Source organism: Streptomyces sp. JNUCC 64, assembly GCF_054484115.1.
The window spans coordinates 5841288-5855681 of record NZ_CM137015.1; the positions used below are offsets into that span (position 1 = coordinate 5841288).

13 protein-coding genes are annotated in these 14394 nt (G+C 72.7%); 8 read left to right on the top strand and 5 right to left on the bottom strand.

Going from position 1 to position 14394, the window contains the following annotated elements; translation table 11 throughout:
* Window positions 1-124: 124 nt before the first annotated feature.
* The 3 genes from ACVWNX_RS24165 to ACVWNX_RS24175 all read left to right on the top strand — a co-directional run bounded on the left by ACVWNX_RS24165 (window position 125) and on the right by ACVWNX_RS24175 (window position 2770).
* A complete protein-coding gene (locus ACVWNX_RS24165) occupies window positions 125-769 on the top strand; it encodes a hypothetical protein (protein ID WP_454409855.1) in 645 nt (214 codons plus the stop codon).
* A gap of 404 nt (window positions 770-1173) precedes the next feature.
* Entirely contained in the window at window positions 1174-1923 is a 750-nt protein-coding gene (gene recO, locus ACVWNX_RS24170) for a DNA repair protein RecO (protein ID WP_454409857.1), read from the top strand.
* A 19-nt stretch (window positions 1924-1942) separates the two neighbouring features.
* Window positions 1943-2770: an isoprenyl transferase gene (locus ACVWNX_RS24175; protein ID WP_454409859.1), complete on the top strand. Its 828-nt coding sequence runs from the start codon at window positions 1943-1945 to the stop codon at window positions 2768-2770.
* Window positions 2771-3042: 272 nt separating this feature from the next.
* On the opposite strand, the gene ACVWNX_RS24180 is transcribed toward ACVWNX_RS24175, so the two are convergent.
* The 4 genes from ACVWNX_RS24180 to ACVWNX_RS24195 all read right to left on the bottom strand — a co-directional run bounded on the left by ACVWNX_RS24180 (window position 3043) and on the right by ACVWNX_RS24195 (window position 6560).
* Window positions 3043-3456 (bottom strand): Fur family transcriptional regulator, encoded by a 414-nt coding sequence (locus tag ACVWNX_RS24180; RefSeq protein WP_454414915.1) that lies wholly within the window; start codon window positions 3454-3456, stop codon window positions 3043-3045.
* 206 nt (window positions 3457-3662) lie between these two features.
* A complete protein-coding gene (locus ACVWNX_RS24185) occupies window positions 3663-4538 on the bottom strand; it encodes a metal ABC transporter permease (RefSeq protein ID WP_454409861.1) in 876 nt (291 codons plus the stop codon).
* 10 nt (window positions 4539-4548) lie between these two features.
* Window positions 4549-5373 (bottom strand): metal ABC transporter ATP-binding protein, encoded by an 825-nt coding sequence (locus tag ACVWNX_RS24190; RefSeq protein ID WP_454409863.1) that lies wholly within the window; start codon window positions 5371-5373, stop codon window positions 4549-4551.
* Window positions 5374-5432: 59 nt separating this feature from the next.
* Window positions 5433-6560 carry a metal ABC transporter substrate-binding protein gene (locus ACVWNX_RS24195; RefSeq protein WP_454409865.1) on the bottom strand — a complete coding sequence of 376 codons (1128 nt, stop codon included), beginning with the start codon at window positions 6558-6560 and terminating at the stop codon, window positions 5433-5435.
* A 357-nt stretch (window positions 6561-6917) separates the two neighbouring features.
* On the opposite strand from ACVWNX_RS24195, the gene ACVWNX_RS24200 reads away from it, so the two are divergent.
* The 4 genes from ACVWNX_RS24200 (at window position 6918) to ACVWNX_RS24215 (ending at window position 11664) form a co-directional block, all read left to right on the top strand.
* A complete protein-coding gene (locus ACVWNX_RS24200) occupies window positions 6918-8300 on the top strand; it encodes a glycine--tRNA ligase (RefSeq protein WP_454409866.1) in 1383 nt (460 codons plus the stop codon).
* A gap of 547 nt (window positions 8301-8847) precedes the next feature.
* The gene (gene hemC, locus ACVWNX_RS24205) at window positions 8848-9786 is read left to right on the top strand and encodes a hydroxymethylbilane synthase (protein ID WP_454409868.1); all 939 of its coding nucleotides are present in this window, start codon (window positions 8848-8850) and stop codon (window positions 9784-9786) included.
* A gap of 78 nt (window positions 9787-9864) precedes the next feature.
* Window positions 9865-11187: an AAA family ATPase gene (locus tag ACVWNX_RS24210; protein WP_454409870.1), complete on the top strand. Its 1323-nt coding sequence runs from the start codon at window positions 9865-9867 to the stop codon at window positions 11185-11187.
* Window positions 11188-11190: 3 nt separating this feature from the next.
* On the top strand, window positions 11191-11664 hold the full coding sequence (locus ACVWNX_RS24215) for a hypothetical protein (protein ID WP_454409872.1): 474 nt from the start codon (window positions 11191-11193) through the stop codon (window positions 11662-11664).
* 30 nt (window positions 11665-11694) lie between these two features.
* Here ACVWNX_RS24215 and ACVWNX_RS24220 read toward each other — a convergent pair whose 3' ends face one another.
* The gene (locus tag ACVWNX_RS24220) at window positions 11695-12804 is read right to left on the bottom strand and encodes a serine hydrolase domain-containing protein (protein WP_454409873.1); all 1110 of its coding nucleotides are present in this window, start codon (window positions 12802-12804) and stop codon (window positions 11695-11697) included.
* Window positions 12805-13143: 339 nt separating this feature from the next.
* Here ACVWNX_RS24220 and dusB point away from each other — a divergent pair, with 339 nt between their 5' ends.
* The gene (dusB, locus tag ACVWNX_RS24225; RefSeq protein WP_454414916.1) at window positions 13144-14301 is read left to right on the top strand and encodes a tRNA dihydrouridine synthase DusB; all 1158 of its coding nucleotides are present in this window, start codon (window positions 13144-13146) and stop codon (window positions 14299-14301) included.
* Window positions 14302-14394: the final 93 nt, after the last annotated feature.

The window sequence follows — 14394 nt, forward strand, 5'->3', positions numbered from 1 at the left end:
CCCTGGGGACCGGATGGCCGGAGCCTTGCGGACGGACGCGGACAGTAGCCGGAGCGGTCCGCACGGGTGACTACCATGTGCGCGGCCTTCACGTCAGAAGGCTTGGTGCGCAAGGGAGTTCAGGGTGAGGGCAGTAGTACGGGGGACGTTGGCCATGGCGGCGCTGGCGACAGCGCTGACCGGATGCGGCGAGGGCGACCCGTCCGGGGAGGCGGCCGATCCGGTGTCGGAAGAACGGGCGCGGCCCAAATCGGCCATCTCGCTCTCCGCGGAGGAGATCCGGACGGCCCTGCCGAACGACACCACCCTGGGAGGTGTCTTCACCGGAGGGGAACCGGTGGCGGGCGAGGGCGAGGAGGCGCGCGGCCAGTGCGCCGAGGAGACGGGTACGGAGTGCGGGGGCCTGGTCGCGGCCGGGAGGAAGGAACTGGCGGCCGGAAGCGACGCCGACGAGGAGCGGATCCAGTTCGCCCTCTTCTCGTTCGCCTCCCGGGGAGAGGCGGGCTCGGCGATGAAGGGCCTCGTTTCCCAGCGGCGCGAGGCCGACTCAGGATCCGGCGACCCGGCGCGGCCGGTGACGCTCGCGACGGGCGCGGACACGGCCGACGCGTTCGCGGACGACAGCCGGACGGACGTGCTGATGCGCGTGGGCGATGTCGTCGTGCACGTCTGGGCGACGGAGTCCGGGGTGGACGAGGTGGAGTACGCCGCCCGGACCCAGGTGGACCGGATCAGGACGGTCGCGGCGGGCGGCGTCCCGAACACCTGAGTCCGTCGACGGCGTCCGACCCCGGCGTCCGCCCCCCCGGCACGCACACCAGCGGCGCTCCGGCACGGCCGGGCCGCCGGGCAGCCCACCCGTGGACCGTTCGCGCCGGAGGGCGCCAGCGGAGAGGCCGGGAGGGCAGACCGACGGGGTCCTGTGGCGCGGCCTCGCCCTCCTCGACGCCCCCGACATCGACTCGCTCGTCGCGGAGGACCGGTCGGAGAGGCAAGAGCCGCCGGAGCCGGGGAGCGCGGGCGCGAGGCTGCTGGGGCAGGGGCAGGGGCAGGGGCAGGAGGGGAGGGCGGGGGAGGGGGCGGGGGAAAGCCCCGAAGGTTCACTCCTCACCCCCTCCACCCCGTTTTGCCCCCCGGCCCGACAGCTTCCCGGAGTACGGGAGAATGGCGTCCATGAGTCTGTTCCGGGACGACGGCGTGGTGCTGCGGACCCAGAAGCTCGGTGAGGCCGACCGGATCATCACGCTTCTGACCCGTGGCCACGGCAGGGTGCGCGCCGTCGCCCGGGGGGTGCGGCGCACCAAGTCCAAGTTCGGTGCCCGTCTGGAACCGTTCTCCCACGTCGACGTGCAGTTCTTCGCGCGGGGCAGTGAGCTGGTGGGCCGGAGCCTGCCGCTGTGCACCCAGAGCGAGACCATCGCCCCGTTCGGGGGCGGGATCGTCACCGACTACGCCCGTTACACCGCGGGCACGGCGATGCTGGAGACGGCCGAACGGTTCACCGACCACGAGGGGGAGCCCGCCGTCCAGCAGTACCTGCTGCTGGTGGGCGGGCTGCGCACCCTCGCCCGGGGCGAGCACGATCCGCATCTGGTCCTCGACGCGTTCCTGCTGCGGTCCCTCGCCGTCAACGGGTACGCGCCCAGCTTCGGGGACTGCGCCCGGTGCGGGATGCCCGGCCCGAACCGGTTCTTCTCGGTGGCGGCCGGGGGTAGCGTCTGCGGGGACTGCCGGGTGCCCGGCAGCGTCGTACCCTCGCCGCAGGCCCTGGAACTCCTCGGGGCCCTGCTGACCGGCGACTGGTCCACCGCCGACGCGTGCGAGGCGAGGCACGTCCGCGAGGGCAGCGGGCTGGTGTCGGCGTATCTGCACTGGCATCTGGAGCGCGGGCTGCGTTCCCTGCGTTACGTAGAGAAGTCCTAGGTAGGAGAGACAACCCCGCATGGCACGTCGTGGAATCCTCGGCCGGTCCCGCCGCGAATACAAGATCCCGGAGCCGCACCCGTCCGGCGCCGTTCCCCCGAAGCTCCCCAGCGACCTGGTGCCCCGGCACGTGGCCGTGGTCATGGACGGCAACGGCCGCTGGGCCAAGGACCGGGGGCTGCCGCGCACCGAGGGCCACAAGGTGGGCGAGGGCGTGGTCCTGGACGTGTTGAAGGGCTGTCTGGAGCTGGGCGTCAAGAACCTCTCCCTCTACGCCTTCTCCACCGAGAACTGGAAGCGTTCGCCGGACGAGGTCCGCTTCCTCATGAACTTCAACCGGGACGTCATCCGCCGCCGCCGCGACGAGATGGACGAGCTGGGCATCCGCATCCGCTGGGTCGGCCGGATGCCGAAGATGTGGAAGTCGGTCGTCCAGGAGCTCCAGATCGCCCAGGAGCAGACCACGGGCAATGACGCGATGACGCTGTACTTCTGCGTCAACTACGGCGGACGGGCCGAGGTGGCGGACGCCGCGCAGGCCCTCGCCCGCGATGTCGCCTCCGGCAAGCTGGACCCGTCGAAGGTCAACGAGAAGACCTTCGCCAAGTACCTGTACTACCCGGACATGCCGGACGTGGACCTGTTCCTGCGTCCCAGCGGTGAGCAGCGCACGTCCAACTACCTGATCTGGCAGAGCAGTTACGCCGAGATGGTGTTCCAGGACGTGCTGTGGCCCGACTTCGACCGCCGCGACCTGTGGCGGGCGTGCGTGGAGTACGCCTCCCGTGACCGCCGTTTCGGCGGCGCCATCCCCAACGAGCAGCAGCTCATGGGCGGCGCCCGCTAGAACGGCCCGGCGGGGTGCCGTCCGGGGCCCGGCTCCCCCGGAGGACCGGTACCGGGTACGAGGCGCAAGAAGGCACGAACAGCGGGTGAACGAACACGGGGGTTCGACCCGGGCGGTGCTGGACGGTGCCCGCGCGTCCCGCACGGTACCGGCCGCCCCGTAGGGGTCAGCCGGGCCGACCGCCCCGCATGGGGTCAGCCGCGCGGCAAGCCTCGGACGGGGTCAGCCGGGCCGACAAGCCCCGGACGGGGTCGGCGGGGAGCCGGGCGGGGTCAGCCGTCCTTCGCCTCCGCGCACTCCTGACAGGTCCCGAAGATCTCCACGGTGTGCGCCACGTTCACGAAGCCGTGTTCCGCCGCGATGGCCTCGGCCCACTTCTCCACGGCGGGGCCCTCCACCTCGACGGCCTTGCCGCAGGCGCGGCAGACCAGATGGTGGTGGTGCTCGCCGCTGGAGCAGCGGCGGTAGACGGCCTCGCCGTCGGAGGTGCGCAGGACGTCGACCTCGCCCGCGTCGGCGAGGGACTGGAGGGTGCGGTACACCGTGGTCAGACCGACCGAGTCGCCCTTGTGCTTGAGCATGTCGTGCAGCTCCTGAGCACTGCGGAACTCCTCCACCTCTTCGAGCGCCGCCGCCACGGCCGCGCGCTGGCGGGTGGACCTGCCTCGAACCGGGGCTGTCACGATGGCCTCCTCCTGGTCTCCTGCCCGGCCATTGTGCCAGGCGCCGACCCCCCGGTGCGGAGCCCCGGCCCTCGGCGGGGACCCCGGCCCCCCTCGTACGGAGCCCCGGCCTCCGGTGCGGAACGCCGCCCGGACCCGCGCCCGGACCCGCACCGGGTCCCCGCCGGAACCCCACGCACCGTGTGCGCCCCCGTACGGGACGCGCCCGCTCAGCGCGGGGTGGGCACCGCGCACTCCAGGGCCGTCCCGTCCGAGGACGCGGTGGCGGCGCGGGCCCGGCGGCGGGCCAGCGGGGCGGCGAGGGCGGTCAGGGCGATGAAGACGCCGATGGTCAGCAGGACGATCGTCGCGCCGGGCGGGACGTCCTGGTGGTACGAGGTGACCGTGCCGCCGATGGTGACGACGACCCCGATCGCGACGGCGACCGCGAAGGTCGCCGCGAAGGACCGGGTGAGCTGCTGCGCGGCCGCCACGGGCACCACCATCAGCGCGCTGACCAGCAGCAGTCCGACGACCCGCATTGCCACGGTGACGGTGACCGCCGCCGTGACGGCCGTCAGCAGGTTCAGGAAGCGCACCGGCAGTCCGGTGACCCGGGCGAACTCCTCGTCCTGGCTGACCGCGAACAGCTGCCGCCGCAGTCCGACGGTGACCAGCACCACGAACGCCGCGAGCAGGCAGATCGCCAGCACGTCCTCGGAGGACACCGTGGACAGCGAGCCGAAGAGGTACGCGTTCAGATTGGCGTTGGAGCCGCCGGGCGCCAGGTTGATGAACATGACGCCACCGGCCATGCCGCCGTAGAAGAGCATGGCGAGCGCGATGTCGCCGCGCGTCTTGCCGTACCAGCGGATCAGCTCCATGACCACGGCGCCGAGCACGGCGACCGCCATGGCCGTCCACACCGGGGACGCGGACAGCAGGAAGCCGAGGCCGACGCCGGTCATCGCCACATGGCCGATGCCGTCGCCCATCAGGGACTGGCGGCGCTGCACCAGGTAGATGCCGACGGCCGGGGCGATGACGCCGACGAGCACGGCGGCGAGCAGCGCCCGCTGCATGAAGGCGTAGTCGAGGATCTCCATGGTCGCGTCCTCAGCTCAGCAGCCCGGTGCGCAGCGGCTCGGGGCCGGGCGCGTGCGGGTGCACGTGGTCGTGGCCGGGCAGCGCGTGCTGTCCCACGGCCTTCGGGGGCGGGCCGTCGTGCAGGACGCAGCCGTCCCGCAGCACCACGGCCCGGTCGATCAGGGGCTCCAGCGGGCCCAGCTCATGGAGGACCAGCAGCACCGAGACGCCCGCCTCGACCTGCTCCCGCAGGGTCCGCGCGAGCACTTCCTGGCTGGCCAGGTCGACGCCGGCCATCGGCTCGTCCATGATCAGCAGCTCGGGCCGGGCGGCGAGGGCACGGGCGATCAGCACCCGCTGGTGCTGGCCGCCGGAGAGGGCGTCGACGGGGTCCTTGGCGCGGTCGGCGAGGCCGACCCGTTCCAGGGCGTCGCGCACGGCGTCCCGGTCGGCGCGGCGCAGCGGTCCGAACCGGGAGCGGGCCAGCCGTCCGGAGGTGACGACCTCGGTGACGGTGGCGGGGACCCCGCTGGAGGCGGTGGTGCGCTGGGGGACGTAGCCGACGCGGGCCCAGTCGCGGAAGCGGTGGCGGGGGACGCCGAAGAGCTCGACGTGCCCGTCGGTGACCGGGACCTGGCCGACGACGGTGCGCACGGCGGTGGACTTCCCGGAGCCGTTGGCGCCGAGCAGGGCCACGACCTCGCCCCGGTGGACGGTGAGGTCGACACCGCGCAGGACGGTGCGGGCGCCCAGCACGGCGCTCACCCCGCGCAGCGCGACGACCGGTTCCCCGGGCGCGGTGGCCCCGGGCGGGCGGGTGCCGTCGTGGTCGTGCGGGTTCTCGCTGGTTCCCATGGGGTGTTCTCCTTCCCCGGAGTCGTTGCCGTCCTCGCCGCGGGCCGTGTCCGCCGGGCTCACTCGGCGCCCAGCGCGGTGCGCAGCGCGGTGAGGTTGGCGTCCATGACCTCGAAGTAGTCGTCGCCCCGGGACTTGTCGGTGATCCCTTCCAGGGGGTCCAGGACGTCGGTGCGCAGCCCGGTGTCGTCGGCGAGGCCCTTGGCGGCGCGGTCGGAGGCGATGGTCTCGTAGAAGACCGTGGTGACGCCGTCGTCCTCGGCGATCCGCTGGAGCTGCTTGATCCGGGCGCCGCTCGGCTCGTTCTCGGGGCTGAGGCCGGTGATCGACTCCTCGACGAGCCCGTAGCGGTCGGCGAGGTAGCCGAAGGCGGAGTGGGTGGTGAGGAAGACCTTGGTGCGGGTGTCGCGCAGCCCCTCCGCGAACTCCTCGTGCAGCGCGTCCAGCCGCTTCACCAGGGCGTCGGCGCGGTCGCGGTACTCGTCGGCGTGGTCGGGGTCGGCCTTCGCGAGGGCCTTGCCGACGCCTTCGGCGACCTCGGCGTAGCGGACCGGGTCGAGCCAGACGTGCGGGTCGGGGCCGTCGTGGCTGTGGCCGTGCCCTTCGTGCCCGTCCTCCCCGGCGGCGGCTCCGGTCTCCTCCGGGGCCTCCTCCTCGTGGGCGTGGCCGTCCCCGCCCTCGTGACCGTCCTCGTGGGCGTGGTCGCCTTCCTCGTGGCCGTCCCCATGGGCGTCGCCGTGGCCGCCCTCGTCCCCCGCCTCGTGCTCGTGGCCGGGCTCTCCGTGGGCGGGCTCCTCCCCGGCGCCGGGGCCGGTCTTCTCCAGGGAGGTGAGCGTGGCCGCGTCGAGCTTGGCGCGGGCCTCGGACTGGCCGACCGCCTCGTCGACGGCGGGCTGGAGGCCCTTCAGATAGACGACGAGGTCGGACTCCTCCATCGCGGCCCGCTGCCGGGCGCTGACCTCCAGGTCGTGGGGTTCCTGGCCGGGCTCGGTGAGGGTGGTGAGCTTGACCCGTTCCCCGCCGATCTCCTCCACGAGGTACCCGAGCGGATAGAACGACGCCATGACGTCGAGACGGCCGTCGTCCTTCCCGGACGCGCCCGCGTCCCCGCAGCCGGTCAGGGCGGTCAGCCCGAGGAGTGCGGTGGCGGCGAGCGCGGTGCCGGGTATCAGACGTCGTACGTTCATGACTGTCATTTTCAACAAAACTGGAAACGATTGTCAATAAACCGTTCTGTCGCCCAGATCACTCGAACGAGACCTCCGCCCCGAGGTGCCCCGTTTTCGCGCTCCCCGGGGCGCCCCTGGCCCGGCCCCGGTCGTCGCCCACCCGCACTCCGGCGGACCCTCCTCCGCTTCCTCCCCCGGCCCCCGGTCGGGGACGGCCGGGGAGGCCCGCGCGACGGCTCGCGCGTCACCCGTCCGGAGTCGGCCGTCCGGAGTTGGACCGGCCCGTGCCCGCCCCGTAACCTTGGGCATTCGCTCTGAAGCATTCGCTTCGCGCCGTCGTCATCCGTCGTCATCCGTCGTAATGAAGAGAGCACCGTGGCCGCCGACAAGATCGACACCATCGTCAGCCTGAGCAAGCGCCGTGGCTTCGTCTACCCGTGCAGCGAGATCTACGGAGGCCAGCGCGCCGCCTGGGACTACGGGCCGCTGGGCGTCGAGCTCAAGGAGAACATCAAGCGCCAGTGGTGGCGCTACATGGTCACGTCCCGTGAGGACGTCGTCGGCATCGACTCCTCGGTGATCCTCGCCACCGAGGTCTGGGAGGCGTCGGGCCACGTCGCCACCTTCTCCGACCCGCTCACCGAGTGCACCTCCTGCCACAAGCGCTACCGCGCCGACCACCTGGAGGAGGGGTACGAGGCCAAGCACGGCCGTCTCCCCGAGAACGGCCTCGCCGACATCAACTGCCCCAACTGCGGCAACAAGGGCCAGTTCACCGAGCCCAAGCAGTTCTCCGGCCTGCTCGCCACCCACCTCGGCCCGACCCAGGACAGCGGCTCGATCGCCTATCTGCGTCCCGAGACCGCGCAGGGCATCTTCACCAACTTCAGCCAGGTCCAGCAGACTTCGCGCCGCAAGCCCCCGTTCGGCATCGCCCAGATGGGCAAGTCCTTCCGCAACGAGATCACGCCCGGCAACTTCATCTTCCGCACCCGCGAGTTCGAGCAGATGGAGATGGAGTTCTTCGTCAAGCCGGGCGAGGACGAGAAGTGGCAGGAGTACTGGATGGAGCAGCGCTGGAACTGGTACACCGGCCTCGGTCTGCGCGAGGACAACATGCGCTGGTACGAGCACCCGCAGGAGAAGCTCTCCCACTACTCCAAGCGCACCGCCGACATCGAGTACCGCTTCCGCTTCGGCGGCAGCGAGTGGGGTGAGCTGGAGGGCGTCGCCAACCGCACGGACTACGACCTCTCCGCGCACTCCAAGGCGTCCGGCCAGGACCTCTCGTACTACGACCAGGAGGCCGGCGAGCGCTGGACCCCCTACGTCATCGAGCCCGCCGCCGGTGTCGGCCGCACCATGCTGGCCTTCCTCCTCGACGCCTACGTCGAGGACGAGGCGCCCAACGCCAAGGGCAAGCTGGAGAAGCGCGCGGTCCTGCGGCTCGACCCGCGTCTGTCGCCGGTGAAGGTCGCGGTGCTGCCGCTGTCCCGCAACCCGGAGCTGTCCCCGAAGGCCAAGGGCCTGGCGACCGCGCTGCGCCAGCACTGGAACATCGACTTCGACGACGCGGGCGCCATCGGCCGCCGCTACCGCCGCCAGGACGAGATCGGCACCCCGTTCTGCGTCACCGTCGACTTCGACACCCTCGACGACAACGCGGTCACCGTCCGCGAGCGCGACACGATGAAGCAGGAGCGGGTCTCCCTCGACCAGATCGAGGGCTACCTGGCCGCCCGTCTGATCGGCTGCTGAACCCTCCGGACGAACAACGGTCCCCGTCCGGCACGGGGACCGTCCCCCGGACCGGACGGGTCCGCGCCGCCCGGGTGACCCCCGGACCGACGAGGCCGCCGTCCGCCCCGCACTCCCGTGAACCCCGGCCCGCCACCCGCGCGGGCCGGGGTTCACGCGTCCGGCGCCACCACCACGGGACGGCGCCGGACCACGGCGGCCCGCACGGAGCGCGACGGACAGCGACGGACCGGGTAGGGCGCATGGACCGCGATGGACCGCGATGGACCGCGTGGGACGCGTCGACCGCGGACCGGACCGGGTCCGACCGCGCGGACGGGACCGCCCGGGGCGGACGGGACCGACCGCACCAGCCGGGCCGACCGCGCGGGACGGAGGGAACGCGCGAGGCGCACAAGGCGTACGAGACGACGGGTACGCGCGAGACGGACAGGACGCACAAGACGTACGGGATGCACCGGATGCACCGGATGCACGGGACGCACAGGACGCGTGAGGTCCGGCTCCCGTGGAGCGGGCGGTGCCGGGGGTCCGCAGGCCCTAGGGTGTGCCCATGTCCGCGCCCGAGTTGATCCGCATCGTCTCCCGCGACTCCCCGATGGCCCTCGCCCAGGTCGAACGGGTCCGCGCCGCCCTCGCCGCGCACCACCCGGACACGGCGACGACCGTCGTCCCGGTGAAGACCACCGGCGACAAGTGGCAGGGCGACCTCGCCGCCGTCGAGGGCAAGGGCGCCTTCACCAAGGAGGTCGACGCGGCGCTGCTCGCCGGTGAGGCCGACCTCGCCGTGCACTGCCTCAAGGACGTGCCCGCCGACCGTCCGCTGCCCGCCGGGACCGTCTTCGCCGCGATGCTCGCCCGCGACGACGTCCGCGACGCCCTCGTCCACCCCGGCGGGCTGACCCTCGACGCCCTTCCGCCGGGCACCCGGATCGGCACCTCCTCCGTCCGGCGCACCGCCCAACTCGCCCGCAGCCACCCGCATCTGCACTGCGTGCCGATCCGGGGCAACGCCAACCTGCGGCTGGAGAAGCTCGCCCACGGCGCCGCCGACGCGCTGCTGCTCGCGGTCTCCGGCCTCGAACGGATCGACCGCGCCGACGCGGTCACCGAGGTGCTGTCGCCCGAGACGATGATGCCGCCGGTCGGCGCGGGCATCCTCGCCCTCCAGTGCCGCGAGGACGACGGGGACGTCATCGAGGCCGTCAGTGCCCTCGGTGACCCCGGCACTCATCGGGAGGCCGCCGCCGAACGGATGCTGCTGCACGTCCTCCAGGGCCACTGCAACAGCCCCATCGCCGGGTACGCCTCCTCCCGGAGCGGTGAACTCTCGCTCCAGGCGCGGGTGTTCACCCCGGACGGCAAGACCGTCCTCAACGCCCACGAGTGGGCGGGCCGCCTCGACCCGGCGACCCTCGGCACCTCCGTCGCCGTCGCGTTGCTGCGCCAGGGCGCCCGCGACCTGATCGACGGCATCCCGCACTGAACCGGCCCGCCGGAAGGGAGCCGCGCCACCGGAACGGGAGGCCAGGCCAAGGGGCGGGGCCTGGGGTAACTTGGCGGTGTGACTGACCTGGCCATCGAAGAGGTCCGCCTCACCGCCTTCAAGAGCTTCCGTGACGAGCGGTTCCCCCTCGCGCCGCTCACCGTGCTCATCGGGCGCAACAGCAGCGGAAAGTCCAACGCCCTGGACGGCTTGGAGGTCCTCTCCCGGCTGGCCCGGGGTGAGGACATCGGTGAAGCCCTGGAGAGCCGCCGCAGCTCCTCCGGTCCGGTGCGCGGAGGGCTCGCCGGATGCGTCCCGCACGGCTCCGACCGGTTCTCGCTGGGGTGCACGGTGCGGACCGGGAACGGGCCCGTCGACCTGGACGTGACGATCCAGGTGGAGCCCGAGGTGATGATCGTCGAGGAGAAGCTGTCCGGGCCGACGGCCTTGGGTCGGCGGGACATCCTGGTCAGTGGTGAGGCGAGCCCCCACTACGGGGACGTCCAGGCGTCCTGGCACAACGGCAGACCCGGCCGGAACCCGAGCGGCCCGTTCCGTGCCTCGCGGCTGTTGACGTCCCAGCTCCCGGGCCGGGTGGCGGGCGAGACCGAGGGGGAGCGGGAGAGCGTCTGGTGCGCGGAGGCGATGCTGACCGCGCTCGTCGGCGTCTTCCACCTCGACCCCGTCCCCCATCTGATGCGCCAGTACGTCCAGGCGAGGGACAGCAACCTCCGGCGCACCGCGGAGAACCTCTCCGCCGCGGTGGGGGGCGTCCAGCGGACCCGCCCCGAACTGTTCGCCTCGCTGGTGCACCGGCTGAGGGAGTTGGCCGACCACGACATCGAACGGCTGGTGGTGACCAAGTCCGAACTGGGTGACGTCATGCTCGCGCTCGACGAGGGACCGCTGGGCCTGACGCCCGCCCGGGAGATGAGCGACGGCATGCTCCGCTTCCTCGCGATCACCACCGCGCTGCTCACCGGCGGCGGCGGGCTCGACCTCGGATCCTCCCACCACCACGCGCCCGGCGCCCCGGAGGGGCCGTCCCTGATGCTGGTCGTGGAGGAACTGGAGAACGGGCTGCACCCCACCCAGGCGTCCCAGGTGCTCCAACTGGTGCGGGACGCCAGCGCGGCGAACGGGACCCAGGTCCTCATCACCACCCACAGCCCCGCTCTCCTCACGGCACTCGACAACACCGACCACGAGGGGGTCGTGGTGTGCGCCCGGGACCGGGGGGCCGGACTGAGCACCCTGGCCCGGCTGACGGGACTCGACGGCTATCCGGCGGCGATGGCGGCCGGACCGCTCGGCGAGGCCGTCACCCAGGGACGCATCCACACCGGGGAACGCGGCGAGCGGGACTACGGTGCCTTCAACCGGCTGCTCGGGATCGGGTGACGCGTGGCCCGCCGAGTGGAGTTCGTCGACACGTCGATCCTGTGCAACCTCCTGCGCGTGCCCGGCAAGTGCCAGGACCACGAGCGGGTGATCGGTGAACTGCGGCGGAAGCAGGAGGCGCGCGGCGTCGACCTCCTGCTGCCGGTGACCGCGGTGATCGAGACCGGCAACCACATCGCCCAGCTTCCCGACGGGTACCAGCGCCGGACCGTCGCGGAGCGGTTCGCGGAGGTGCTCCGCATGGTGGTGACGGGGCAGGCGCCCTGGATCCTCAACGAGGTGGAGTGGAACGCCGCCCACCTCAACGCCTTGATCAGCGGAGGAAGTTCGGGCGCGAGTCTCGTCGAGCACGCCGTCAACAAAGTCGGCTGCGGAGACGTCAACATCCTCGTCGAACGGGACCGCTACCTCGCCCGCACCTCGGGTGTGGAGGCCACGGTGTGGACCCTGGACAGAGGGCTCGCGGCCCACGGCTGAGGGCCGTGGACCGCGCACGGGCTCCGTAGCTCAGCCCGTGTGCCGGAGCACCAGCGCGCCGATCTCCGTAGCCGTAGCGAAGTCCGTGCCCAGCCGGTTCTTGGTGACCGCGAAGGAGACCCCGGTGGCGGTGTCCCCGCAGGCGAAGCCGCCGCCCACGCCGCCCATGCCGAAGACGGTCGTCCGGGGCGCGGCCCCGGCGGCGGGCGGAAGGGAGCCGAGGCCGTAGCCGAGGGCCCAGGTGCTGGGCATCCCGAACACCTCGTCCGGGCCGCTGAACGCCTCCCGGGTGGCCTCCGCCAGCCGCTCGGGGGTGAACAGCCGGACCCCGTCCACCTCGCCGAGCAGCGCCGCGTACATCCGGGAGACGGCCCGGGCGGTGGTCTTGCCGCCCGCCGGGATGTCGGCGGCGAGGACGTCCGCGCGACCGCCGAACGCGGCGTCGGGGAAGGTGTGGAGCGGTCCGGCCTTGAGCATCGGGGTGTCCGGCGGGAGCTGGCTCAGGTCGAAGCCGGAGGGCACGTCCTCCAGCACCGCGAGCCGGTGGTGCTCGGTGACGGGCATCCCGAAGTACAGCTCGTCCGCGATCCCCAGCGGCCCGGTGATCTCCGCGCGCAGCGCCTCGGAGGGGGTGCGGCCGGTGGCCCGGCGGACGATCTCGCCGATGAGGTAGCCGAAGGTGTAGGCGTGGTAGCCCATCCTGGTGCCGGGCTCCCACCAGGGCTCGGCGTCGGCGAGCGCCGCGCACATGTGGTCCCAGTCGCAGAGCTGTTCCACGGTGGTGTCCAGGGGGATGCCGGGGACGCCTGCCGTGTGCGTCAGGACGTGGCGGACGGTCACCCCCTCCTTGCCGTGGGCGGCGAACTCCGGCCACACCTCCGCGACCGGGGTGTCGTAGCCGAACACGCCCCGCTCGACGAGGAGATGGGCGAGCGTGGCGGTGGCGCCCTTGCCGACGGAGAAGTTGTAGAACGGGGTCGCGGGGGTGACCGCGCGCCCGGTGGCCGGGTCGGCGAGCCCCGCGACGGCCTCGGCGATCAGCTCGCCGCCGTGGTGGACGGCGACCTGGAGGCCCCGTTCGGCGTCCGTCGCCACCAGCCGGTCCACGGTGTCGCGGAGTTCGCTCTGAAGGTCGGCCATCGTGCCGCTCCCTGTCCTCGTCTGTCCTGGGCCAGGTGTACCGGGCCCGTCCGATCATCGGTCAGGAGGGGGGACCGGGGAACGGCCGGAAACTCATCGGTCCGGCGGGAACCCGCTTCCCGGGACCGGTGCCGGACGGCGTCCGTGCAGGTCAGAAGGGTGGAGCCGGAGAGCCAGCGGCCAGGGGAGGAGGTGGCCGGTCCGGTCCGGCCGTCCTGGCGGGTTTGCGCCAGCCCCCACCACTCAGTAGTGAGACTCACTAAACACCCCGTCCCGCCCTCCGGTGGGCGACAATGGGGGATGCCCGTGTCCCCGTCCCCCTCGATGGTCGAATCCGCGATGACTTCCCCCGCGCCCGCAGCCGCCCCCGCGACCCCCCTCGCCATCGGCCCGCACACCGTGCTCCCCCCGGTGGTGCTGGCCCCCATGGCGGGCATCACCAACGCGCCGTTCCGCACCCTGTGCCGGGAGTTCAGCGGCGGCAAGGGGCTGTTCGTCAGCGAGATGATCACCACCCGGGCCCTGGTCGAGCGCAACGAGAAGACCATGCAGCTCATCCGCTTCGACGCCAGCGAGACCCCGCGCTCCCTCCAGCTGTACGGGGTGGACCCGGCGACCGTCGGCAAGGCCGTCCGGATGATCGCGGAGGAGGGGCTCGCGGACCACATCGACCTCAACTTCGGCTGCCCCGTCCCCAAGGTCACCCGCAAGGGCGGCGGCTCCGCGCTCCCGTACAAGCGCAACCTGCTGCGGGCGATCCTGCGCGAGGCGGTGACCGGGGCCGGGGACCTCCCGGTCACCATGAAGATGCGCAAGGGCATCGACGACGACCACCTCACCTACCTCGACGCCGGACGGATCGCCGTCGAGGAGGGCGTCACCGCGATCGCCCTGCACGGCCGCACCGCCGCCCAGCACTACGGCGGCACCGCCGACTGGGACGCCATCGCCCGCCTCAAGGAGCACGTGCCGGAGGTCCCGGTCCTCGGCAACGGCGACATCTGGTCCGCCGACGACGCCCTGCGGATGGTCCGGGAGACCGGCTGCGACGGCGTCGTCGTGGGCCGGGGCTGCCTGGGCCGCCCCTGGCTCTTCGCCGACCTCGTCGCCGCCTTCGAGGGCACCGGCGGCCGGGCCGCGCCCCCGCTCTCCGAGGTGGCCCGGGTGATGGTCCGGCACGCGACCCTGCTGGGGGAGTGGCTCGGGGACGAGTCCCGGGGCGTCATCGACTTCCGCAAGCACGTCGCCTGGTACCTCAAGGGCTTCGCGGTCGGCTCCGAGATGCGTAAGCGGCTCGCGATCACCTCCTCCCTCGCGGAGCTGGAGGAGGGCCTCGCGGAACTCGACCTCGCCCAGCCCTGGCCGCTCGGCGCCGACGGCCCCCGGGGCCGCACCTCCGGCAACAACCGGGTGGTGCTCCCCGACGGCTGGCTGCGGGACCCCTACGACTGCGCGGGCGTCAGCGAGGACGCCGAACTGGACACCTCCGGCGGCTGAGGCCACCCGGCCGCCCCCGCCCGGCGGTGGCCGCCACCCGGCCGCACTCCTGCGGCCGTACTCGGACGGTTGCCCCCGCGCCCGCCGCCCGCA

Excerpts from the sequence above, each read along its gene's own strand:
- recO (WP_454409857.1), top strand. The coding sequence starts at position 1,174 with ATGAGTCTGTTCCGGGACGACGGCGTGGTGCTGCGGACCCAGAAGCTC.
- ACVWNX_RS24175 (WP_454409859.1), top strand. The coding sequence starts at position 1,943 with ATGGCACGTCGTGGAATCCTCGGCCGGTCCCGCCGCGAATACAAGATC.
- ACVWNX_RS24185 (WP_454409861.1), bottom strand. The coding sequence starts at position 4,538 with ATGGAGATCCTCGACTACGCCTTCATGCAGCGGGCGCTGCTCGCCGCC.
- ACVWNX_RS24190 (WP_454409863.1), bottom strand. The coding sequence starts at position 5,373 with ATGGGAACCAGCGAGAACCCGCACGACCACGACGGCACCCGCCCGCCC.
- ACVWNX_RS24195 (WP_454409865.1), bottom strand. The coding sequence starts at position 6,560 with ATGAACGTACGACGTCTGATACCCGGCACCGCGCTCGCCGCCACCGCA.
- ACVWNX_RS24220 (WP_454409873.1), bottom strand. The coding sequence starts at position 12,804 with ATGGCCGACCTTCAGAGCGAACTCCGCGACACCGTGGACCGGCTGGTG.
- dusB (WP_454414916.1), top strand. The coding sequence starts at position 13,144 with ATGACTTCCCCCGCGCCCGCAGCCGCCCCCGCGACCCCCCTCGCCATC.